Source organism: Pseudomonas sp. PA27(2017) (assembly GCF_001945445.1).
Taxonomy (GTDB): Bacteria; Pseudomonadota; Gammaproteobacteria; order Pseudomonadales; family Pseudomonadaceae; genus Aquipseudomonas.
Map to the genome: position 1 here is coordinate 223,685 of NZ_MSXW01000038.1, position 21,168 is coordinate 244,852.

At 62.8% G+C, this 21,168-nt stretch carries 20 protein-coding genes; 6 read left to right on the top strand and 14 right to left on the bottom strand.

The genetic code is table 11. The annotated features are described in order from the left end of the window. From cyoB to BVH06_RS17770, 4 genes are all read right to left on the bottom strand, one after another. Entirely contained in the window at positions 1 to 1,974 is a 1,974-nt protein-coding gene (gene cyoB / locus BVH06_RS17755) for a cytochrome o ubiquinol oxidase subunit I (protein ID WP_075934947.1), read from the bottom strand. Between the two features lie 3 nt (positions 1,975 to 1,977). Further along, a complete protein-coding gene (cyoA, locus tag BVH06_RS17760) occupies positions 1,978 to 2,874 on the bottom strand; it encodes a ubiquinol oxidase subunit II (protein WP_075931744.1) in 897 nt (298 codons plus the stop codon). 452 nt (positions 2,875 to 3,326) lie between these two features. After that, positions 3,327 to 3,938 carry a DUF6436 domain-containing protein gene (locus BVH06_RS17765; RefSeq protein ID WP_075934948.1) on the bottom strand — a complete coding sequence of 204 codons (612 nt, stop codon included), beginning with the start codon at positions 3,936 to 3,938 and terminating at the stop codon, positions 3,327 to 3,329. Further along, positions 3,938 to 4,240, bottom strand: a complete 303-nt coding sequence (locus BVH06_RS17770; protein ID WP_075934949.1) for a hypothetical protein — start codon at positions 4,238 to 4,240, stop codon at positions 3,938 to 3,940. Before BVH06_RS17770 ends, BVH06_RS17765 begins: the two co-directional genes overlap by 1 nt. Before the next feature lie 433 nt (positions 4,241 to 4,673). On the opposite strand from BVH06_RS17770, the gene BVH06_RS17775 reads away from it, so the two are divergent. After that, the gene (locus BVH06_RS17775; protein ID WP_075931747.1) at positions 4,674 to 5,285 is read left to right on the top strand and encodes a Yip1 family protein; all 612 of its coding nucleotides are present in this window, start codon (positions 4,674 to 4,676) and stop codon (positions 5,283 to 5,285) included. Positions 5,286 to 5,347: 62 nt separating this feature from the next. Here BVH06_RS17775 and BVH06_RS17780 read toward each other — a convergent pair whose 3' ends face one another. From BVH06_RS17780 to BVH06_RS17790, 3 genes are read right to left on the bottom strand one after another with little or no spacing between them, the layout of a single operon-like run. Next, entirely contained in the window at positions 5,348 to 6,688 is a 1,341-nt protein-coding gene (locus BVH06_RS17780; RefSeq protein WP_075934950.1) for a glutamine synthetase family protein, read from the bottom strand. A gap of 20 nt (positions 6,689 to 6,708) precedes the next feature. Further along, positions 6,709 to 7,266 (bottom strand): helix-turn-helix domain-containing protein, encoded by a 558-nt coding sequence (locus BVH06_RS17785; RefSeq protein WP_075934984.1) that lies wholly within the window; start codon positions 7,264 to 7,266, stop codon positions 6,709 to 6,711. A gap of 14 nt (positions 7,267 to 7,280) precedes the next feature. Next, positions 7,281 to 8,570: an FAD-binding oxidoreductase gene (locus BVH06_RS17790; protein WP_075934951.1), complete on the bottom strand. Its 1,290-nt coding sequence runs from the start codon at positions 8,568 to 8,570 to the stop codon at positions 7,281 to 7,283. A 3-nt stretch (positions 8,571 to 8,573) separates the two neighbouring features. On the opposite strand from BVH06_RS17790, the gene BVH06_RS25910 reads away from it, so the two are divergent. Genes BVH06_RS25910 through BVH06_RS17800 form a run of 3 tightly spaced genes read left to right on the top strand, consistent with a single transcriptional unit; the run spans position 8,574 to position 9,879 of the window. After that, positions 8,574 to 8,753: a hypothetical protein gene (locus tag BVH06_RS25910; protein WP_218189499.1), complete on the top strand. Its 180-nt coding sequence runs from the start codon at positions 8,574 to 8,576 to the stop codon at positions 8,751 to 8,753. Continuing rightward, a complete protein-coding gene (locus BVH06_RS17795) occupies positions 8,750 to 9,307 on the top strand; it encodes a tetratricopeptide repeat protein (protein ID WP_075934952.1) in 558 nt (185 codons plus the stop codon). The genes BVH06_RS25910 and BVH06_RS17795 overlap by 4 nt, the downstream gene beginning before the upstream one ends. A 32-nt stretch (positions 9,308 to 9,339) precedes the next feature. Beyond that, positions 9,340 to 9,879 (top strand): RNA 2'-phosphotransferase, encoded by a 540-nt coding sequence (locus BVH06_RS17800; protein WP_075934953.1) that lies wholly within the window; start codon positions 9,340 to 9,342, stop codon positions 9,877 to 9,879. A 5-nt stretch (positions 9,880 to 9,884) separates the two neighbouring features. Here the strand turns inward: BVH06_RS17800 and BVH06_RS17805 are convergent, their stop codons facing one another. The 3 genes from BVH06_RS17805 to BVH06_RS17815 all read right to left on the bottom strand — a co-directional run bounded on the left by BVH06_RS17805 (position 9,885) and on the right by BVH06_RS17815 (position 13,438). Then, positions 9,885 to 11,201, bottom strand: a complete 1,317-nt coding sequence (locus BVH06_RS17805; RefSeq protein WP_075934954.1) for an aspartate aminotransferase family protein — start codon at positions 11,199 to 11,201, stop codon at positions 9,885 to 9,887. Then, positions 11,198 to 12,265: a phosphotransferase gene (locus BVH06_RS17810; protein ID WP_083652093.1), complete on the bottom strand. Its 1,068-nt coding sequence runs from the start codon at positions 12,263 to 12,265 to the stop codon at positions 11,198 to 11,200. The genes BVH06_RS17805 and BVH06_RS17810 overlap by 4 nt, the downstream gene beginning before the upstream one ends. 141 nt (positions 12,266 to 12,406) lie before the next feature. After that, the gene (locus BVH06_RS17815) at positions 12,407 to 13,438 is read right to left on the bottom strand and encodes an ABC transporter substrate-binding protein (RefSeq protein WP_075934956.1); all 1,032 of its coding nucleotides are present in this window, start codon (positions 13,436 to 13,438) and stop codon (positions 12,407 to 12,409) included. Positions 13,439 to 13,700: 262 nt separating this feature from the next. On the opposite strand from BVH06_RS17815, the gene BVH06_RS17820 reads away from it, so the two are divergent. Both BVH06_RS17820 and BVH06_RS17825 read left to right on the top strand, forming a co-directional pair. Continuing rightward, the gene (locus BVH06_RS17820) at positions 13,701 to 14,435 is read left to right on the top strand and encodes an SDR family NAD(P)-dependent oxidoreductase (protein WP_075934957.1); all 735 of its coding nucleotides are present in this window, start codon (positions 13,701 to 13,703) and stop codon (positions 14,433 to 14,435) included. Between the two features lie 48 nt (positions 14,436 to 14,483). Continuing rightward, on the top strand, positions 14,484 to 15,161 hold the full coding sequence (locus BVH06_RS17825) for a GntR family transcriptional regulator (protein WP_075934958.1): 678 nt from the start codon (positions 14,484 to 14,486) through the stop codon (positions 15,159 to 15,161). A 253-nt stretch (positions 15,162 to 15,414) separates the two neighbouring features. Here BVH06_RS17825 and BVH06_RS17830 read toward each other — a convergent pair whose 3' ends face one another. The 4 genes from BVH06_RS17830 to BVH06_RS17850 all read right to left on the bottom strand — a co-directional run bounded on the left by BVH06_RS17830 (position 15,415) and on the right by BVH06_RS17850 (position 21,012). Beyond that, entirely contained in the window at positions 15,415 to 16,344 is a 930-nt protein-coding gene (locus BVH06_RS17830; RefSeq protein WP_075934959.1) for a 2-hydroxyacid dehydrogenase, read from the bottom strand. A 227-nt stretch (positions 16,345 to 16,571) separates the two neighbouring features. Further along, complete coding sequence (gene garD / locus BVH06_RS17835; protein WP_075931758.1) at positions 16,572 to 18,128, bottom strand: galactarate dehydratase; 1,557 nt, start codon at positions 18,126 to 18,128, stop codon at positions 16,572 to 16,574. A 74-nt stretch (positions 18,129 to 18,202) separates the two neighbouring features. Next, positions 18,203 to 19,555 (bottom strand): MFS transporter, encoded by a 1,353-nt coding sequence (locus tag BVH06_RS17840; RefSeq protein WP_075934960.1) that lies wholly within the window; start codon positions 19,553 to 19,555, stop codon positions 18,203 to 18,205. 416 nt (positions 19,556 to 19,971) lie between these two features. After that, positions 19,972 to 21,012, bottom strand: a complete 1,041-nt coding sequence (locus BVH06_RS17850) for a LacI family DNA-binding transcriptional regulator (protein ID WP_075934962.1) — start codon at positions 21,010 to 21,012, stop codon at positions 19,972 to 19,974. Between the last annotated feature and the right edge of the window lie 156 nt (positions 21,013 to 21,168).

Genomic DNA, 21,168 nt, shown 5'->3' on the forward strand with positions numbered 1-21,168 from the left:
TTACGCCTGCTTAGCCTTTGCTTGAATGTGTGCATTCTCGATGCGCTCGATCTCGTCGGGCTGCACGTAGTAGTCGACATCCGTGTTGTAGCTGTTACGGATCAGCACCACGAAGGTCGCGACGAAGCCCAGCGCAGCCAGCCACCAGATGTGCCAGATCAGGGCGAAGCCGAAGACCATTGCACCAATGGACATGATCAGGCCGACACCGGTGTTCTTCGGCATGTGGATCGGCGAGTACTTGCTCGGCGCAGGCTTGAGGCCGTCACGCTTCTGCTCGTGGAACTCGTCGATGCGATCACCACGCGGGGTGACGGCGAAGTTGTAGAACGGAGGCGGCGAGGAAGTCGACCACTCCAGGGTGCGAGCATCCCATGGGTCGCCAGTCACGTCGGCCAGTTCCTTGCGCTTGATGATCGATACAGCGAACTGGATCAGGGTGCACAGGATACCGATACCGATCATCACGGCGCCGACCACGGCCACGTACAGCCACGGTTCCCACTCGGGGTTGGTGGTGCTGTTCAGACGACGGGTCATGCCCATGAAGCCCAGTACGTACAGCGGCATGAAGGCGAAGTAGAAGCCGACGATCCAGAACCAGAAGGACGCCTTGCCCCAACCTTCGTGCAGCTTGAAGCCGAACGCTTTCGGGAACCAGAAGGTGATACCGGCCATGTAGCCGAATACCGCACCGCCGATGATCACGTTGTGGAAGTGGGCGATCAGGAACAGGCTGTTGTGCAGCAGGAAGTCAGCACCCGGAACGGCCAGCAGTACGCCGGTCATACCACCGATGGAGAAGGTGATGATGAAGCCCAGGGTCCACAGGATCGGCGAAGTGAACTCCAGGCGACCGCGGTACATGGTGAACAGCCAGGTGAAGATCTTCACACCGGTCGGGATGGCGATGATCATCGTCGCGATACCGAAGAAGGCGTTGACGCTGGCGCCAGAGCCCATGGTGAAGAAGTGGTGCAGCCATACGACGAACGACAGTACGGTGATCGCCACGGTAGCCCAGACCATCGAGGCATAACCGAACAAACGCTTGCGAGCGAATACCGCAGTGACTTCGGAGAACACGCCGAAAGCCGGCAGGATCAGGATGTACACCTCAGGGTGGCCCCAGGCCCACAGGAGGTTGACGTACATCATCGGGTTGCCACCTGCTTCGTTGGTGAAGAAGTGGAAATCCAGGTAACGGTCCAGAGTCAGCATGCCTAGCACGGCAGTCAGGATCGGGAACGCGCCGCAGATGATCACGCTGGTGCACAGGATGGTCCAGGTGAAGATCGGCATTTTCATCAGGGTCATGCCAGGGGCACGCATCTTGATGATGGTCACGAAGAAGTTGACACCGGTGAGCAGCGTACCGATACCGGATATCTGCAGCGCCCATATGTAGTAGTCGACCCCGACCCCCGGACTGTACTCGATGCCCGACAATGGCGGATACGCGACCCAGCCGGTCATGGCGAACTCACCCACGAACAGGGAGATGTTGGTCAGCAGCACGCCAACCACGAACAGCCAGAAGCTCAGCGAGTTCAGGAACGGGAAGGCAACGTCGCGCGCACCGATCTGCAGCGGCGTGACGATGTTCATCAGACCGACCACCAGTGGCATGGCCACGAAGAAGATCATGATCGTACCGTGAGCGGTGAAGATCTGATCGTAGTGGTGCGGTGGCAGATAGCCTTCGGAGCCACCCGTGGCGATCGCCAGCTGGGTACGCATCATGATCGCGTCAGCGAAGCCACGCAGCAGCATGACCAGGGCGACGAGAATGTACATCACGCCGATTTTCTTGTGGTCGACCGAAGTCAGCCACTCGGTCCACAGGTAGCCCCACTTCTTGAAGTAGGTCAGGGCGGCGACCACCCCGAGACCACCCAGCACGACTGCAATCATCGTGACGACGAGGATGGGCTCGTGCAGGGGTATTGCATCTAGTGTCAGCTTTCCGAACATCGTTTATTCCTCCGCACCTGAAGCGTGCGCGGCTTCGCTCACAGGGTTGCTCTTGTAATCGATGTACTGGCCGAGGATCTGCCGGAACAGACCTGGCTGAGCATTGAAGTACTCGACTGGGTTGTTTTCACTCGGTTTGGCGAGCATCTGGTAGCTGCCGTTGAAGTCCAGCGTGTTAGGCGACTGCTTGACCTTGGCCACCCACTGCTCGAACTCTTCCTGGCTGGTCGCGTGGGTCTGGAACTTCATGCCCGAGAAACCGTGACCGCTGTAGTTGCCCGAGACGCCGAAGAACTCGCCCGGCTCGTTGGCAATCAGGTGCAGCTGGGTGCGCATGCCGCCCATGGCGTAGACCATGCCGCCGAGCTGCGGGATGAAGAAGGTGTTCATCACGGTTTGCGAAGTGATCTGGAAGCTGATCGGCGTATTGGCCGGGATGTACAGTTCATTGACCGAGGCGATGCCTTGCTCCGGGTAGATGAACAGCCATTTCCAGTCTAGCGAAACCACTTCGACGGTCAGCGGCTTGTTCTCGTGCTCGATGGGCTTGTAGGGGTCGAGCGAGTGAGTGGTCTTCCAGGTGATCACCGCCAGCACGATGATGATCACGCAAGGGACGCCCCAGACGATGGCCTCGATCTTGTGCGAGTGAGCCCACTCAGGCGCGTAGGTCGCGTCCTTGTTCGAGGAGCGGTAGCGCCATGCGAACAGAATGGTCATGAAAATGACGGGTACCACCACGATCAGCATCAGCAGAGTGGCGGTAATGATCAGGTTGCGCTGCTCGATGCCGATTTGGCCTTTCGAATCGAAAAGAACCCAGTCGCAGCCACTCAGGGAGACGGCCACGACAATCGTCAGAAGCGTGCGGAACAAGCGGTGGTACTTCTCTTCTCTCATTTCACGACCTTCAGCAAAGTGATATCCCACATAGCGTTCTGTTCAGCCTGACGCCCAATACCGCAGGGCATGCCAGGAAAACGATGCGCCGAGGCACCGAAATCGTTTCAGCTTCGAAACTACTAAACGGAGGGGGCGACATTTTCGGTTAGGCGGCCAAAAAAACCAACCTCATAACGACGATGGGCCTACAAATAGTCGGGGTGTATTGCTCGCCCCGGCCTGCCCCGACCCAGCCAACCCAGCCGCTATCCGGCAGCTGGTCACAGCTCGCTCAACTCGCAAAGCCCCACATGACCGCAGCTGTAGCCCCAGAGCGAAGGATCGCTCGCAGGCAGAGCGCGAATCACCAGGAGAGTTGCGACTCATAATAGTGGCTCATATCCGCGCAATTGCGCGGCAATATGTCGCACAGCAATAACCACATATACCTCATGGATTACTGCGGTAAATCAACGACCCTTGTCCGCTTGCCAGTCGCAGTAGCAGCCCACCGCCATGGTGTTGGCGGCCGAGACGCTGCGGTTGGCCGACAGCGCATCGAGAATCGGCTCGACGAAGCTGTTCGAGGAGTTGCATACCAACCCCTCGCTATAGGGACCAGCGTAGGCCAGGTTCCCTTTCTGATCCCAGATGGCGATGGCCGGGCTGGCCGGAATCGACTCGATGCCCTCGATCGATTCCAGCTCCGTCAGCTTGCCTCGCAAGAACGGTAGCATTGCGCCAGTGCTGCCCGGTTTCTGCACGCTGTAGAACTCGACGCCGGAATAACGATAAAGACCGATCAGGTAATTGAGGTGCGCGTCGGTTTCCTTGTGGCATGGGCACTGCGGGTCCCAGAAATGAACCACGCGAATCTTGCCCGGCCCGGCCAGTTCGTCAGGCAGCTTGAGGCCTCCGCCCTGAAAGAACACCGCCTGCTGCTCCTGGTCGCCGAACGGCCGCAGATAAGACACTCCGAAACGGCTCCATGCCCAGGCTGCCATGGCTACGACGATAACCAGCACCAGCAGGCACAGAATCAGCAGAAAGCGCTTTGACGGCGCGGCCTGTTCCTGGCTCATCACTGGGGATCCCGGTCGTATTTGATGCGGAACTGCTTTTCCATCTCCTTGCAGCTGTCGGTGGCGAAGGCGCGCGACGTGGGCGTGGCGGACGGGTCGTTAGCCTTGACCCAGCAGGCCTGGATGGCGCGCTGCTCGTTGGCCTGCACATCGGCGGTCTGCTCACGGGTGATGGCGAAGATGATGATGCCGAACACCAGGACGATGAAGCCGAGCCCCAACAGGGTCAGCCACAGACAACCGCCGCGCTTGCCGTCGTCCGAGTGCTCGGGGGATCGAGTATGTGCCTTGTCGTCGCTCATGTTCTGGCCCTGCCTAAGAGGGTGCGCAACATAGCACTTTTGCCCCACCCAAGGCAGGGGCCAAAGAGCACACAGAAAACATAGGGCTTTGAGCCCTCCCCTCCCCTGCCGCTTCGCCGGGGCGCACGACTGCAGGGCTCTGCGTTCGTGACTGCCGACGCATTTCCAGCCTGGCTGGACATACCCCGTTACGACCCATCACCGCTCACCTGCGAGCATGGCGGCGCCCCGCCAGACGCGGCCTTGAACGCTGCGCCGCAGATCATGAAAAGACCGCACGCGCAGCAGCGTTGAATTTCTGGTCAAACCTATTGCGGTGAACTTCACTCATACCTGTGAGGGCTGAATTGAATGGCACTTGCCGCACAATCCAGGCTGATCAGCTCTCGGGGATCTCATGCCGGCGCGATGCTGGAGTCAGAGGAGAAGAGTCATGATCAATCACATTTGGGGGCTGCTGGCCAATCCGGGCCGCGAGTGGCGCAACATAGATCGGGAAAAGGAAAGCATCACCAACCTTTATGCCCGTCACGTTCTGCTGATGGCACTCATTCCCGTCGTCAGCGCTTTCATCGGTACCACCCAGATCGGCTGGCACCTGGGCGGCGAGGCATACAAGGTGGCGGTGCCGACGGCCGCGGCGCTGGGCATCGTGTTCTACATCCTGATGCTGATCGGCGTGGCCATCATGGGTAACGTCATCCACTGGATGTCCGACTCTTTCGCCAGCCGCCCGAGTCGTCGCCGCTGCATCGTCTTCGCCGGTTACGTGGCTACGCCGCTGTTCATTGCCGGTATCGCTCTGCTCTATCCGAAGGCCTGGCTACTGCTGATCGTCGGCCTCATCGCACTGGCCTACAGTGCGCGCCTGCTTTACGTGGGCATGCCAGCCTTCCTGCGCATCCCGGTCAACGAGGGGCTGACCATCTCTGGCGGTACCCTGGCCATCGGCGTGCTGGTGCTTGAGCTGCTGCTGGCGCTGACCGTGGCGCTGTGGGGCCTGGGCTTCAACGACTACGCAGTGAGCTGGTCGCTGTTCCGCTGATCCGGCGCAGTATGGAGAAAACCCGCCTTTTGGCGGGTTTTCCATTTTTGTCGCGAAGAAACTCACAGGAACCAGCGGTATTCGCGGGCGTTGATGTGCGCCATGAACGCCAGGTGATCCTGACGTTTGTTCTCGCAGTAGACCATCACGAACTCTTCGCCCAGCCCGACATTGACCGCCGGGTGATGGCGCATCTGCGCCACGGCACCGAGCATGTCCATGGGAAAGTCGATGCCGCTCTGACGATTCTCGTTCAACGGCGCGATGGGTTCGGCGCGCTGCTGCATGCCATCTTCCATGGCCGCCAGGATCGCTGCCAGGACCAGATATGGGTTGGCATCGGCGCCGGCCAGGCGATGCTCGATGCGCAGATTGCGGGCGTCGGAATCGGGAATCCGCACGCAGGCATCGCGATCCTCATAACCCCAGCTGGCGCGGCTGGCGGCGTTGACCCGCGAGCCGTAGCGGCGATAGGCATTGTGATGCGGCGCGAAAATCGGCATGCAGTGCGGCAGCCAGTCCAGGCAACCGGCCACTGCGTGGCGAAGCGGCTTGCCGTCGTCCGGCGCCAACAGGTTGTTGCCCTGCCGGTCATAGAGGCTCACGTGCACGTGCATGCCGCTGCCCGGCGCTTCCAGGTAAGGCTTGCTCATGAAACTCGCGCGGTGGCCGTGCTTGAGGGCCACACCGCGGGTCAGACGGGTGAACAGCGCGGCCCAGTCGGCTGCCTGCAGGCCGTCCTCGCAGTGGCCGAAATTGATCTCGAACTGCCCAGGACCGATCTCCGCGGTGATCACGTTGGCGTCGATACCCTGCTCATTGGCCACCTCGACGATCTCGTGAAGAACCGGGGAGAACCGCGACAGGCGCTCGATATGCAGGTTGGGCTGGTCGTCCTCGTCGCCGCACAACGGGTCGCGGGGGAATTGCGGTAAACCGTCCCTCAGCGCCCGGTCGAACAGATAGAACTCCAGCTCGAAGGCAACCACCGGATGAATGCCCTTGGCCGCCAGGCGCGCCAGCACGCGAGCCAGCACTTCCCGGGGCTCGAACTCGATGGGCGATTCGGTGCCGTCCGAGCTGATCAGCATCTGCCCAAGCGGCTGTTGCTCCCAGCGCACGGGTTTCAGCGTGCCGGGAATCAGCCGCCGCGTGGCATCCGGGTCACCGTCGTTGAAGCAATAATCGCCGATCTCGTGCAGGCCGCCCTGGGCACCCAGCAATACGCAGTTCTGCGGCAGCTTGAGCAGGCTGCCGGCGGCGACCTTCTCCAGCATGGAGATGGGGTAGCGCTTGCCATAGAAATGCCCGGGGATGTCCAGACAGATCAGGTCGACATAACGCACGTCGGGGTGAGCGGCGCGAAAGGCGCGGACTTCGTCGGACAGGCTGGTAAAGGTCATGTGTGATTTCCCGTGTCCGCCTAGCGGAACACCCAGAGTACCCGTGCGGGCTGGTCGGTAAGGTTGGCGTAGCGAAACTGGCTGTGCGCTGGCAACTGGAAGCTGTCATTGGGGCCGAGGGTCACCGGCTCAGGCTGATCGTCCAGCCAGATGCTCAGTTGGCCTTCGAGCACGAAGCCGCCCTGCTCCGAGCTGTCGGTCAGGTGGCCCTCGCCGCTGGTGGCGCCAGGCGCCAAGTGGCTTTCCAGCATGGAGAAGCCGGCTGACATGCTTGGCGAAGCCAGCACATCGGTGATGCCACCTGCGTAATAAAGGGTGCGACGCTCGCCCGGGCGGGTGACCCATGGCAGTGCCCTGGGTTTTTGCAGGCTGTAGAAATAGGTGGTCGATACGCCCAGGGTTTCGCTGATGGCGGTCAGATCCGCCACGGTCGGCTTGGACAGGCCGCGCTCGACCTGGGACAGGAAGCCCACCGAGCGCCCGATGCGCGCGGCCAGCTCGCCGAGCGTGAGGTTCTTGTGCTTGCGCAGGTCGCGGATCAGGATCGCGAGACCTTCGATTTCTTCCTGCATGTCCATGCCGGTCGAGCCCTTCATAGAAAGTCACGCAGCCGATACCAGGCTTTGCCTGCGGCCTCCAGCGGCGCCGCCAGCCAGCTGCCGCCGGGAAAACGGGGGTTGCCGATGCGCTGGTAGAGCGCCAGCAAGTGGTCGTCGCCGGCAATCGCATCGGTGACCGCCCGTGCCGCGGCCAGGGTCGGCAGCACGCCATGGCCGGAGAACCCCTGCAGCCAGTAACGCTGGCCGCTGCGCCCGACATCCGGGGTGCGCTTCATGGTGACGTCGATATGCCCGCCCCAGCCGTATTCGATGGCCACGCCCTTGAGCTGGGGAAATACGCGCTCCAGATACGGGCGGGTCGCCGTGGGCACGTCTTTCGGCAAGCCGCCGAGATAGGTGCAGCCACCGCCGAACAACAGGCGGTTGTCCGGGGTCAGGCGCAAGTAATCGGGAACGAACTGGTTGTCGATCACGCAACTGTTGTGCGGCAGCAGCGAACGCCCCAATTGTGGGTCGAGCGCTTGGGTGGCCACCTGATAGGAGCCGACCGGTAGCACGCGCCGGGATAGCGACTCGTCCAGCGTGTCGAGGTAGGCATTGCAGGCCAGAACCAATACATCAGCGCGCACCTCGCCATGCGCGGTGCGCACGCGGTAGCCTTCCGGCAGCGTTTCGTAGGCCAGGGCTCGGGTCTGCTCGTAGATACGGCCGCCGGCCTTCTCGATAGCAGCCGCCAACCCCTGGGCCAGCTTGAGCGGGTCGAGGTGGGCACCCCTGGCGTCATGCAGCGCCGCCACGTAACGCGGGCTGTCGATCCATTCGCGCAGCTCCGCGCCTTCGATCAGCCGCAGATCGTGGTAGCCCCATTTTTGCAGCGCCTCATGCTGCGCCTCACGAAGCTGCCCGACCCGGCGCGGCAGTACCGCCGTCCACAGGCTGCCGACACGGTAATCCACCTCGAAACCATGGCGCGCCGGCAACTCGCGAAGCTCATCGGCGGCCCAGCACATGCTGTCCCAAAGCTGCCGGGCACCGTCGAGGCCAAGGGCCTTTTCCAACGGCGGCATATCGCATGACCAACCCAGCAGCGCCTGCCCACCGTTGCGCCCCGAGGCCGCCCAGGCCACGCGGCTGGCCTCCAGCATGATCACCCGTTTGCCGGCCTCCGCCAGGCGCAGGGCACAATGCAAACCGCTGAAGCCGCCTCCGACGATCATCACGTCGCAGTCCAGGTCCTTTTCGAGGCGAGCACGCTCGGGGATAGGGCCTGGATAACAGCCTGCATAGTAGGTGGCGAGATGCCGAGGGGACTGCCGGAACATGGAATGAAATTATCGAGCGATTATTTCATGAAAAAATACACGATTAATTTCACACAACCAAGCAGCATCGTTCACCGGCTGGCGAACGGTTTGCCGACCAGCAGGTCGAACCTCGACAATAATCGCAGCACCGACGGCTCTCGACATGAGGCGCAAGCCGTCCTTCCCGGAGCCCAAGCATGACCCCACTGTCCGTATTCACCACGCCGTTGCTGCTCGCCAGCGTTCTCGCCCTGCTTGCCGGTTGCGCCAACCACCACCAGCCCCAGGCGCCTGCGAATCAGAGCCCAACAGGCGCGGCGTCCCCCGAGCAGCAGGCCGCCGAAGGTGACTTCCAGCGCCTGACCGCCCTGGCACAACGCGGCGACCTGGACAGCCAGTTCAAACTGGGCAGTTTCTATTTCGTCGGCAAGCCGCAAAAGGACCTCAAGCAGGCCGAATACTGGTGGAAACAGGCAGCCGACCGCGGCCACGCCGAGGCCGCCGTCAGCCTGGCTTACCTCTACACCGGCCGGGACAACCCGGAGTTTCGCAACCCACCCGCCATGCTCAAGTACCTCAACCAGTCCGCCAGTAGCGGCAACCCCATGGCGCAGCATATTCTCGGCAACCTATACATGCGCGGCATCGACGGCGTTCAGCGCGACCCAGACCAGGCCCGCCGCCTGTTCCAAAGCGCCTGCAAACAGAACTATGCGGCCAGCTGCAAGGCCTTGGATAGCAAACCCGGCGCCTGAGCCCCGTTTTATGACATGGATGTAATTAAAAGATGAGCCGCGACGAAACCAGCAAATTCCTCAGCTACGTGCTGCGTCATGAGCCCCAAGCCATAGGTCTGCAGCTGGACAGCGAAGGCTGGGCCGACATCGACGCACTGATCGAAGGCGCAGCACAAAGCGGTCGCGCGCTGGATATCGAAACCATCGAAGACGTGGTTGCCAGCAGCGACAAGAAGCGCTTCAGCTTGTCCGCTGACGGCCGCAGGATCCGCGCTGCCCAGGGTCATTCGACCGCCCAGGTGCAACTGCAGCACGTTCGGAAAAAGCCGCCCGAACGCCTCTACCACGGCACCGCCAGTCGCTTTCTGGAATCCATCGAAGGCCAGGGCCTGATCGCCGGAGCGCGCCATCATGTGCACCTGTCTCGGGATATGGAAACTGCCCAGCAGGTCGGCCAGCGCTACGGCAGCCCGGTGATCCTCGAGATCGACGCGCTACGCATGCACGAGCAGGGCTTCGCGTTCTTCCAGGCCGACAACGGCGTCTGGCTGACCGAAGCGGTGCCCGCCGAATTCCTTCGGCGGGCCTGAGCGGCTCACACCAAGGCCTGCAAGGCCTCATCCAATGCATCGATCAGCAAATCCGCATGCGCCTGCTCGAACGCCAGCAACGGCCGAATCTTCAGGATGTTCTCCAAGGGCCCGGCCGCGCTGATCAGCACGCCGCGCTCGCGCATGCCGTTGACCACCCGCTTGGCCTGCTCGGCCGCCGGCGCCTTGCTGGCCCGATCACTGACCAACTCGACGCCGATGAACATCCCCGCCCCGCGCACATCGCCGATCAGCTCGTGGCGCCCGGCCAGGCGGCGTATACCCGCCAGCAGGTAATCGCCGACCTGCGCCGAGCGCTGCAGCAGCCCCTCGTCGCGGATCACGTCGAGCACGGCCTGGCCGGCGGCGCAGGACACCGGGTTGCCGCCAAAAGTATTGAAGTAGCGCATGCTGCGACCAAAGGGTTCGAGTACCTCGGGGCGCACGACCACGCCCGCGATCGGCTGGCCATTGCCCATGGGTTTACCGAGACTGACCAGATCCGGCTGCACGCCATGACGCTGAAACCCCCACATGTGCGAACCGGTGCGAGCGAAGCCGCACTGCACTTCATCGGCGATGTACAGCAACCCCTCTGCCTGGGCGACCGCAACCGCTTCGGCGATACAGCCTTCGGGCCCTGCGAAGATGCCATCGCTGGCGAAGATGCCGTCGATCAGCAGCGCCGCCGGCTTGATGCCGTGGGCGCGCAGATCGGCGATGGCGGCCCGCACGTCTTCAGCGAACAGCTTGCCCGCCTCGGGCCCGAGGCGATAGACATCCGGGGGGCGCACGGTACGGGCATGGCCGGGAAGCTGGATACTGGCGCCCAGCGATGGCGACAGCGCGGAAATATCGCCGGTCACCCCGTGGTAGGCGAAACGGGTGATGATCACTCCGGTGCCGCCGGTGTAGTGGCGGGCGATGCGCAGCGCCAGGTCATTGGCCTCGCTGCCGGTGCAGGTGAACATCACCTGTTCGAGCCCGGCCGGGAAGGTCGCCAGCAGCTGCTCGGCATAATCGAGAATGCCTTCCTGCAGGTACCGGGTGTGGGTATTGAGCACCGCCGCCTGCTCGGCAATCGCCTGCACCACGCGCGGGTGACAATGGCCGATGGATGCCACGTTGTTGTAGGCATCCAGGTAACGCCGCCCCGCAGCGTCGTAGAGCCATACACCCTCGCCGCGCACGGTGTGCAGCGGGCGCTCGTAGAACAACCGGTAGGCCGGGCCGAGCAGCCGTTCGCGGCGCTCGATGAGGCTGCGCTCCCTTTCACTCAGCCGTTCGGCATCCGCCGCACTGAAGCCGTTGATCATGCTCATGGCTGCAAGGCTCCCCGGCAGGCTTGATGGATTCGTTGGCGCACCAGCGCCGGTTCGCTGGCCGCCAGACCGCGCAGGCTGGCGCTGGCCTGGGGTACGTTGCGCAGGATGTAATCGCGATTTTCCGGGTGCAGGCTGGCGCGCCAGGCGGTGATGGCGATGGTCATCACCAACCGCGTGGCGATCAGCTCACCGAGGATATCCAGTTCCTCGTCACGCAGCGGGTTGCGTCGGTGATAGGCGGCCACGAAGTCCAGGGCCGGCGCCAGCACGTCTCCCCCATGGCCAAGCTGGTACGCCGCGGCGACGCCGACCTCGTTGATCAGCGGCGCCTCGACCATATCGCCGAAATCGAGGATGTTCAGCACACACTCGGGCCGCTGGGGGTCGACGATGACGTTATGCGGGTTGAGGTCGTTGTGGATCACCTGACGACGCAGCGCTGGAAAACGTGGCAAGGCCTGAGCCTCGAAGGCGTCCAGTGCCTTGCCCACCAGCGTTCGCAACGGCTGGTCATCGATATGCGCCAGCAGCGGCCGCAGCCGGGCGGCTTGCTGCATGTCCCAGAGCAACTCGTGTTCAGATGCGGGATGTCGGAAGTCGGCCAGCGCCCTGTCGAGCCGCGCCATAGCGTCGCCCAGGTTATGGCGCAACCGGGCGTTGCGCGCGCTGACCTGATGCAAAGGCAGCCCATCGACGAACGACAGCAGACGCACCAGCATGGTCTGGCCATCGATATCGACCGCGGCCTGATAGCGACCGTCACGCGCGGCATACACACGCTGCACCGGCAGCTCGGGATCGGCGCGCTGGATCTGCAGCAGCGCCTGGTTCTGGAAATCCACCACCTGAGGGTTTTCCAGCGGATGGGAAATCTTCAGCAGATAGGACGTACCGTCCGCGCAGGCGAGCTGGAAATTCAGGTCGCGTTCACCGGCCAACGGGCGAACGCCGCCCAGCACGCCAAAGCACTCGCTGGCGATGATACCGGCGCGCACCGCGCTGACCTGCGCCGGCTGCGCCTGCAATAAGGGGTCATGCACAACCTGGGTATTCAGCGACACATCCATACACTCCGCCAGGATCTGGCCCTCGTTAAATTCACGTACTGCCTGTTGTGACAAAACAAGACCCCAAGGAGCAATCCGGCCGTACCCGAATTTTGCGGCATGGCCCGCTGCCACTCCTGGGGCCTGTTACCTCTTTTATTTGCTGGCCCAGGCGTTGAAACGCTGCTCCAGGTCTTCGCCATGGTCGATCCAGAACTCGATATCCATGGCGCGGGCGTTCTTGAGGTTCTGCGGCGCCGTCGGCAGGCTGCCCTGTATGGTCGGGTCGATCAGCGCCATGGTATGGGTGTTGGTCGGGCCATAGGGAATGCCCTCGGCATAGACCTTCTGCAACTCGGGCGTGCTGGCCATGGCGATGAACTTCTCGGCCAGTTCCTTGTTCTTGCTGCCTTTGACGATGGCCCAGTGATCGAGGTCGTAGAGGCTGCCGTTCCATTGCATGACGAAGTCGCGGCCTTCCTTCTGCGCCGTGGTCACGCGGCCGTTGTAGGCCGAGGTCATCACCACGTCACCGGCGGCCAGCCATTGCAGCGGCTGCGCGCCGGCTTCCCACCACTGGATGTTGGGCTTGAGCTGATCGAGCTTGCGGAACGCCCGCTCGACGCCTTCTTCGGTGCCCAGCACCTTGTACAGATCGGCCTGCGCCACGCCGTCGGCAAGCAGGGCGAACTCCAGGGTGAACTTGGCGCCACGACGCAGGCCGCGCTTGCCCGGGAATTTCTGCACATCCCAGAAATCCGCCCAGCCCGCGGGGGCGCCTTTGAGCTTGCTGCCGTCGTAGGTCAGTACCGTCGACCAGATGAAGATCCCGGCGCCGCAATCGCTCACCGCCTCGGGAATGAAATCCTCACGCTTGCCGATCTTCGCCCAGTCCAGCGGCTCGAACAGCCCTTCACTGCAACCACGGATCAGTTCCGGGGTCTCCACTTCGACGACGTCCCAGGAAACCTGCCCGGTATCGGCCATGACCTTGATCTTGGCCATCTCGCCGTTATACGCGGAGGCTTCGATGCGCACCTTCTCGCGCGCCTCGAAGGGTTTGTAGAACGCTGATTCCTGAACCACCTTGTTGTCACCGCCAAAGGAAACCACGGCGAGTTTTTCAGCCGCTTGCGACATGGCGGCGCTGCTGGCGAGGGCGATCAGTAGTGCGGTTTTCTTGAACATTGAGGGTTGCTCCTGGCAGGGCCGAGGCTCTGGTTGGGTAAGGGCAGCTTCAAGGAAGAAACACCGGTGCTTTACCGACAAGAACCATTGGCACGGCGCTGGGGAGCTGAGCAGGTCCACTAGGCCATCTATTTGTTGTTATTGGCGTGCACGGCGGAATCATTAAAGCATCCTGAAATTTATGATGCATCATATTTTTCATTGAGCGATGATTTGCCCAGCTACAGTGCTTGCGCAAGCCCCACCACTGCGGAGAAATGCCATGAGCGATCAGAAAACCCTGCTGCTGACCGGCGCCAGCCGGGGCATCGGCCATGCGACGGTCAAACACTTCAACGCGGCGGGCTGGCGCATCTTCACCGCCTCGCGCCATGACTGGGTCGCCGAATGCCCCTGGGCCGAGGGCAAGCTCAACCATATTCATCTGGACCTCGAGGACATCGAGCACTTGCAGGAGAGCCTGCCGCTGATCCGCGAGAAGCTCGGCTGGCGGCTGGATGCACTGGTCAACAACGCCGGCGTGTCGCCCAAAGGCAGCGAGGGCGAACGCCTGGGCGTGCTGGGCAGCGACTACGCCACCTGGACCAAAGTGTTCAACGTCAACCTGTTCTCCACCGCCCTGCTCGCCCGCGGGCTGTTCGAGGAACTGAAGGCAGCCCAGGGCAGCATCATCAACGTCACCTCCATCGCCGGCTCACGGGTGCATCCTTTCGCCGGCTCCGCCTATGCCGCCTCCAAGGCGGGGCTGGCGGCACTGACCCGCGAGATGGCCCACGAATTCGGTTGCCACGGGGTGCGCGTGAACGCCATTGCGCCGGGCGAAATCGACACCTCGATCCTGTCGTCGGGTACCGAGCAGATCGTCGAGCGTGATATTCCCATGCATCGCCTGGGCAAACCCGAGGAAGTCGCCTCGCTGGTGTATTTTCTCTGCACGTCCGGGGCGACTTACGTCAATGGCGCAGAAATTCACGTCAACGGTGGCCAGCACGTATGAAGCCTCGCAAGGTAGAATCGCCTGGCCTGCGCCCTGGAAGTCACCACCATGAAATACCCCATCGACGGTCTCAGCCACACCTACCTGGGTAGTGGCGTTTACGCCTTGCTGCGCGAGGCCTTGATCACCGGCCGTTTCCAGCCGGACGACCGCCTGCGCATCCGCGACCTGGCCGAGCAGTTGGGCACCAGCGTCACCCCGGTACGCGACGCGATCCTGCAGCTGGCGAAGGAAAAGGCGCTGATCCTGAAGACCCCGCGCGACATCCGAGTGCCGGTGCTGACCTTGGAGCAGTACGCGGAAATCCGCAGCATTCGCCTGGCGCTCGAAGGCCTGGCCGCCGAAACCGCGGCCGGCAAGGTAAGCGCCGAACAGTTGCAGATGCTCGAGCGCAACATCCGCGACAACCTGGAGGCGGTGCACGACGGCGACCTGATCGCGGCACTGAAGCTCAACCAGGCATTTCACTTCGCCCTGGCCGATATCGCCGGCATGCCACTGCTGCGCGACGTACTCGACAGCCTGTGGATGCGCACCGGGCCGCTGATCGCCCGTGCCTATGGCGACTTCAGCGAACGCATGGCGATCGAGCATCACTGGGAGGTTTTTCATGCCCTGCAGAAGGGTGATGGCGCGGCGGCGCGCCAGGCGATCTGCACCGACATTCTCGATGGCAACCAGCTGATGGCGGCATTCATTGCAAGGCGTGAGGCCACGGAGGCCTAGAGAACCGGTGCGCTTGTGGCGCACCGGGTGTCGCTCGAGGGTAGAAACCGCGTTCGGGCTTGTGGCCCGGCGCGTATAAGCGAAGCCGCTTGCGCGGCTCGCCTATTCGGTTCGAACATGCTCACGATCTAGCGAGCTAGAGCCATGCAAGGCAAAAGCAGGCGAGGACGCGGAGTTTACGAGCTGTAAATGAGCAGTCCGAGCGGGCTTTTAACGCCGCAGGGCCGACGCGCAGCAGATCGTGAGCATGTTCTCAGAGCGGGGTGATCAGCTCACCACGCTCAATAAAGGCATCGAGATTATCGAACACCAGGTTCTCCATGGCCAGCCGGGTTTCCTCGGTGGCGCTGCCTACGTGGGGCAACAGCACCACATTGGGCATGGCGAACAGCACCTCGGGCACCCGCGGCTCGTCCTCGAAAACGTCCAGCCCTGCGCCGCCGAGCGTACCGGCCTGCAGCGCGGCGACCAGCGCCTGCTCGTCCACCACGCTACCGCGGGAAATGTTGACCAAAATGCCGTCAGCGCCCAGGGCAGCGAGCACCTCGGCGTCGATCAGGTGATGGGTGGACGCACCGCCAGGGCAGGCCAGCACCAGAAAGTCGGCCCAGCTTGCCAGTGCCTTGAGGTCGGCCTCGTAACCGTAAGTGGTGCTCGGGTCAGGCCGGCGGTTGTGGTAGCGGATGTCCAGGTCGAACCCCGCGGCGCGCTTGGCGATTTCCTTGCCGATCCGCCCGAAGCCGACGATGCCCAGCTTCTTGCCACTGACCTTGCGGGTCAGCGGGTACTGGCCCTTGAGCCATTTACCCTGGCGCACGTGCTGGTCGGATGCAGCGAACTGCCGGGCGGTGTCGATCACCAGGCCAATGGCCGTGTCGGCCACGCATTCGTTGAGCACGTCCGGCGTGGTGCTGATGACGATGCCACGGGCCTTGGCCTCATCGACGGCAATCGAATCATGGCCGACACCGAAACTGCAGATGGCCTTGAGGTTGGGCATCTGCGCCAGTTGCTCGGCCGAGCAGCCGTAGCGCGCCGAGGTCACGACGATATCGATCTCGGCACCGCGCTCGGCGAGAAACTCCTTCTGCTCCCACAGGCGGATCAGTTGATAGTCGCGCTGCAGGCGCTCATTGAAACGTGGCGGGAAACGACCGACCTGAAGCACGGTGGGACGACTCATGCAGCTCTCCTATCGTGGATATCGAAGTGCGGATGATACCTGCCTCGGCACGGGCGAAAGCGAGGCGGCTCGGGATCTCTTCAGAAAAGAACCCGCTTCAAGTCTTGCGAGCTAGAGCCCTGCAAGGCAAAAACAGGCGAGGAAGCGGAGTGTACTGGTGTACATGAGCATTCCGAGCCTGTTTTTAACGCCGCAGGGCCGACGCGCAGCTGACTTGGGGCGGGTTCTCAGGTGACTGGGGCGGGATTGAATAGCACCAGATCGTTATGCAGGCGATGCTTCTCGGCCCAGGTCTGCTGCTTGCCGCTGGCGATGTCCAGGTAGAGCTGGAAGATGTGCCAGCCCATTTCCTCGAGGGACATGCGCCCCGAGGTGATCTGCCCGGCGTCGACATCAATCAGGTCCGGCCAGCGTTCGGCCAGCTGGGTGCGGGTGGCCACCTTGATCACCGGCACCATGGACAGACCGTAGGGCGTGCCGCGGCCGGTGGTGAAGATGTGCAGGTTCATGCCGGCGGCCAGTTGCAGGGTGCCGCAGATGAAGTCGCTGGCCGGGGTGGCGCAGAACCACAGGCCCTTGCCGCGAATCCGCTCGCCGGGCGAGACCACGCCGACGATCGGGCTGTTGCCGGACTTGGCGATCGAGCCCATGGCCTTTTCGACGATGTTGTTGAGGCCGCCCTTCTTGTTGCCCGGCGTGGTGTTGGCGCTGCGATCAGCCATGCCACGCTCGAGATAGCGGTCATACCAGTCCATTTCGCGGATCAGCGCATCGGCCACTTCGACGCTGGCGGCGCGCGGAGTCAGCAGATGGATTCCATCACGCACCTCGGTGTTCTCGGAGAACATCACGGTGGCGCCGGCCCGTACCAGCAGGTCGGCCGCTACGCCCAGCGCCGGGTTGGCGGTGATGCCGGAGAAGGCGTCGCTGCCGCCGCACTGCATGCCCACCACCAGCTCGGAAGCCGGCACGGTTTCGCGGCGACGCTGATCGAGCACCTTCAGGCGATCTTCGATCATGCCCATGATCTGCTCGATCATGCCGGCGAAACCGGTGCCCGAATCCTGCAGGCGGAACAGCCACTCTTCCTCGTCCTGGCCGCAGGTCAGGGCGTCACCGTCCATCAGCTGGTTGGCCTGCAGTTTCTCGCAGCCCAGGCTGATCACCAGCGCCTGGCCGCCCAGGTTGGGGTTGCGGCTGATGTTGTAGAGCGTGCGGATCGGCACCACGGCGTCCGGTGCGTTGATCGCCACGCCACAGCCGTAACTGTGCGACAGCGGCACCACGTCATCGACATTCGGGTACTTGGGGAGGATTTCCTTGCGCACGCGCTCGACGCAGTGGTCGAGCACGCCGACCACGCACTGCACCGTGGTGGTGACGCCAAGGATGTTGCGTGTGCCGACGGTGCCATCGGCATTGCGGAAGCCTTCGAAGGTGTAGCCGTCCAGCGGTTCGGGCGTCGGTGCCTTGATGGTCGCCTTGGGCAGGTTGTCCAGCACCGGCGGCTCGGGCATGCGCAACAGCGCCTCGGTCACCCAGGTGCCGGCAGGAATAGGATTCAGGGCGTAGCCGATCACTTCCCCGTAGCGCACCACGTTGCCGCCTTCGGCAATCGCCACCAGCGACACCTTGTGGCTCTGGGGAATGCCCTCCAACGCCTCCAGGCCGTCGGCAAAACGGCCACCGGCCGCCACCCCCTGTTCGTTGACCACCACGCCGACGTTGTCATCGGGATGCAGGCGGATGTATCGCGGGGAGTCCTGATGTTGAATGAGATCCATGGGGCTAATCCTTTTCTTGTTGTAAAAGCACGGTCATGGCCTCGCCTGCCGGTGCCAGACGAGGCCGCGAGCGGTCAGGTTGCCGGAGCGGGCGAAGCCTGTTCGCCAAGCGCCTGGCCATTTTCATCCTTCAGCACCACGCGCTGAATGCGACCGACGATGAACAGGTAGCTGAACACCGCGACCAGGGCGTTGGCGCCAACGTACACCAGTGCCCACTTGAACGAGCCGGTGGCGCTGATGATGTAGCCGATGACGATGGGCGTGGTGATCGAGGCGATGTTGCCGAAGGTGTTGAACAGGCCGCCGGACAGGCCCGCGATCTGCTTGGGCGAGGTGTCCGAGACCACGGCCCAGCCAAGGGCGCCGAGACCTTTGCCGAAGAAGGCCAGGGTCATGAAACCGACCACCATCCATTCGGCCGACACGTAGTTGCACAGCACCATGCTGGTCGACAGCATCAGGCCGCAGACGATAGGCAGCTTGCGCGCCAGGGTCAGGCTATTGCCACGGCGCAGCAGCCAGTCGGAGATCACCCCGCCGAGCACGCCGCCGACGAAACCCATGATCGCCGGCAAGGAGGCGATGAAGCCGGCCTTGAGGATGGTCATGCCACGCTCCTGCACCAGGTAAACCGGGAACCAGGTGAGGAAGAAGTAGGTGATGGCGTTGATGCAGTACTGGCCCAGGTACACGCCGACCATCATGCGGTTGGTCAGCAATTGGGTGATGTAGTGCCACTTCGGCCCACCGCTGCCCTTGGTCTGATCCATGTCGACCAGGCCGCCATTGCTGGCGATGTGCTCGACCTCGGCAGCGCTGATACGCGGGTGTTCCTTGGGGTTGTAGATGGTCTTCATCCAGATGCCGGCGAAGACGATGCCCAGTACGCCCATGACCACGAACACGTGCTCCCAGCCGAAGGAATAGACGATCCAGCCCATCAGCGGCGCGAACAGTGCGGTGGCGAAGTACTGCGCCGAGTTGAAGATCGCCGATGCGGTACCGCGCTCGGCCGTCGGGAACCAGGCCGCGACGATACGGGCGTTACCCGGGAACGACGGCGCTTCGGCGAAGCCGACCATGAAGCGCAGCACGAACAGGGTCACCACCGCCCAGGCCACCGGCATCATGCCGACAAAGCCCTGCAGCAGGGTGAACAGCGACCAGATGAAAATGCCGGCGGCATATACGCGCTTGGAACCGAAGCGGTCGAGCAGCCAGCCACCCGGGATCTGCCCGATCACGTAGGCCCAGCCGAAGGCGGAGAAGATGTAGCCGAGGGTTACCGCATCGATACCCAGATCCTTCTGCATGCTGGAGCCTGCGATGGAAATGGTGGCGCGGTCGGCGTAGTTGATGGTGGTTACCAGAAACAGCATCAGCAGTATCAGGTAACGGACGTGGGTTTTCTTTGTGTCTCCCATGGAGATCTCACCTCGATGTTATTTTTATTGCTGACAGGCGCGTACGGACGCGCCAGCCGCCCAAGGGCGGGGTCATGAAGTTTGAAAACGGAGTTGTATCTGGCCGGTTAGCTCGTGGCAGGAGGCGTCGCGACACCCGGGTAGGGTTTCGAAGCGTTGGACGCAGACAGGGACGAACGGAAACTGCCCGTGTTGGGGCATGGAGAGGACGTGCGGATACTGTTTTTCACGGTTTTATTATCCTTATTGGCTGACGGCGCCTGGCTGGCAGATCGGCAATCGATGATTGCGCAATCAATGCAGCATTCGATACGGCACTACGCAGTTCGCTACACAGCCGACTTTACTATGATTGCGCAATCATTCAAGCAATTTCTTGTTACGTTGTCAGTTGTCTGATGAGAGGTTGATTCGGGTCAGGTGGTTTCGCGGTCGATCAGCGTGAAACCGGTGTCCAGCCGCACCGGCTGCTGCTCGTCACCGTCGCGAAAACGCTGCAGCAGCGCACTGGCGACGTGCTTGCCCATGCGCCGACCATCGATGTTGACCGTCGACAGTGCCGGATGAAGATGGGCAGCACTGGACAGATCCCCGAAGCCCATGACGGCCAGCTGACCCGGCACCTCGATGCCCCGGCTCGCCGCCTCTGCCAGGATGCCCTGAGCCACGGTATCCGAACTGCAGACGATCACCTGCGGGGCGTGCCCGTCGGCAAGCAGCTGGCGCAGCCCTTCCCTGCCGCTCTGCAGGGTGGCAGGCGCGGCGAGCACCGCCATGGGCACCTCGTCGATGCCCAGCGCCTTGAGCTGGTCGATCACGCTGCCGCCGCGCTTGAGCGCCCGGGAGTCATCGACCGAAACGATGGCGAAGCGGCGGTAGCCCTTGCCGTGCAGGTGATCGGCAATCGCCTGGCCGACCTTCTCATGGGAGAACCCCACCTGCATGTCGATGGGCGATGCGCCCAGGTCCCAGGCCTCGACCACCGGAATGCCCGCCGCCTGCAAACGCAGCCGGCTTTCCTCGGTGTGCAGGGTGCCGGTCAGCACGATGCCATCGGGGCGCCGACCAAGCACCGCGCCGAGCAGCCGCTCTTCCTGCTCGGCCGAGTAGCCAGTCAGGCCGATCATCGTCTGGTAGCCCGCGGTGGTCAGGTGATCCATCAGCGATTGTACGGTTTCGGCGAAGATCGAGTGGGCGATGGTCGGCACGAAAATCGCCACCAGCCGGCTCTTGTTCGAGGCCAGTCCGCCAGCCAGCATGTTCGGCACATAGCCGGTCACCCGCACGGCTTCGAGCACCTTCTTGCGGGCGCTTTCGCTGACCACGTCGGGCCGGTGCAGAGCGCGGGACACGGTGATCGGCGAAACGCCGGCCACCTTGGCCACGTCGATCAGCGTCACGCTCGCGCCCTTGCTCGCAGGCGTGGAGGAAGATGAAGCGCGAGATTTCTTTGCCATGACGGGCCGCTGGCTGCGTGAAGGATCGCGCATCTTAACCAGCCGGCCGGGCAGTAACCAGAGATCCCGCGGTAATCGGATGGCGCCTGGCAGAACGAAAAAACCCGGGCACGAGGCCCGGGCTTGTGGAGCGGCAGCGTCGCCGACTGGCCGACG

Excerpts from the sequence above, each read along its gene's own strand:
- cyoB (WP_075934947.1), bottom strand. The coding sequence starts at position 1,974 with ATGTTCGGAAAGCTGACACTAGATGCAATACCCCTGCACGAGCCCATC.
- cyoA (WP_075931744.1), bottom strand. The coding sequence starts at position 2,874 with ATGAGAGAAGAGAAGTACCACCGCTTGTTCCGCACGCTTCTGACGATT.
- BVH06_RS17800 (WP_075934953.1), top strand. The coding sequence starts at position 9,340 with ATGAGCCGCGACGAAACCAGCAAATTCCTCAGCTACGTGCTGCGTCAT.
- BVH06_RS17775 (WP_075931747.1), top strand. The coding sequence starts at position 4,674 with ATGATCAATCACATTTGGGGGCTGCTGGCCAATCCGGGCCGCGAGTGG.
- BVH06_RS17840 (WP_075934960.1), bottom strand. The coding sequence starts at position 19,555 with ATGGGAGACACAAAGAAAACCCACGTCCGTTACCTGATACTGCTGATG.
- BVH06_RS17830 (WP_075934959.1), bottom strand. The coding sequence starts at position 16,344 with ATGAGTCGTCCCACCGTGCTTCAGGTCGGTCGTTTCCCGCCACGTTTC.
- BVH06_RS25910 (WP_218189499.1), top strand. The coding sequence starts at position 8,574 with ATGAAATTATCGAGCGATTATTTCATGAAAAAATACACGATTAATTTC.
- BVH06_RS17780 (WP_075934950.1), bottom strand. The coding sequence starts at position 6,688 with ATGACCTTTACCAGCCTGTCCGACGAAGTCCGCGCCTTTCGCGCCGCT.
- BVH06_RS17785 (WP_075934984.1), bottom strand. The coding sequence starts at position 7,266 with ATGGACATGCAGGAAGAAATCGAAGGTCTCGCGATCCTGATCCGCGAC.
- BVH06_RS17825 (WP_075934958.1), top strand. The coding sequence starts at position 14,484 with ATGAAATACCCCATCGACGGTCTCAGCCACACCTACCTGGGTAGTGGC.
- BVH06_RS17815 (WP_075934956.1), bottom strand. The coding sequence starts at position 13,438 with ATGTTCAAGAAAACCGCACTACTGATCGCCCTCGCCAGCAGCGCCGCC.
- BVH06_RS17850 (WP_075934962.1), bottom strand. The coding sequence starts at position 21,012 with ATGGCAAAGAAATCTCGCGCTTCATCTTCCTCCACGCCTGCGAGCAAG.
- garD (WP_075931758.1), bottom strand. The coding sequence starts at position 18,128 with ATGGATCTCATTCAACATCAGGACTCCCCGCGATACATCCGCCTGCAT.
- BVH06_RS17790 (WP_075934951.1), bottom strand. The coding sequence starts at position 8,570 with ATGTTCCGGCAGTCCCCTCGGCATCTCGCCACCTACTATGCAGGCTGT.
- BVH06_RS17820 (WP_075934957.1), top strand. The coding sequence starts at position 13,701 with ATGAGCGATCAGAAAACCCTGCTGCTGACCGGCGCCAGCCGGGGCATC.
- BVH06_RS17805 (WP_075934954.1), bottom strand. The coding sequence starts at position 11,201 with ATGAGCATGATCAACGGCTTCAGTGCGGCGGATGCCGAACGGCTGAGT.
- BVH06_RS17770 (WP_075934949.1), bottom strand. The coding sequence starts at position 4,240 with ATGAGCGACGACAAGGCACATACTCGATCCCCCGAGCACTCGGACGAC.
- BVH06_RS17765 (WP_075934948.1), bottom strand. The coding sequence starts at position 3,938 with ATGAGCCAGGAACAGGCCGCGCCGTCAAAGCGCTTTCTGCTGATTCTG.
- BVH06_RS17795 (WP_075934952.1), top strand. The coding sequence starts at position 8,750 with ATGACCCCACTGTCCGTATTCACCACGCCGTTGCTGCTCGCCAGCGTT.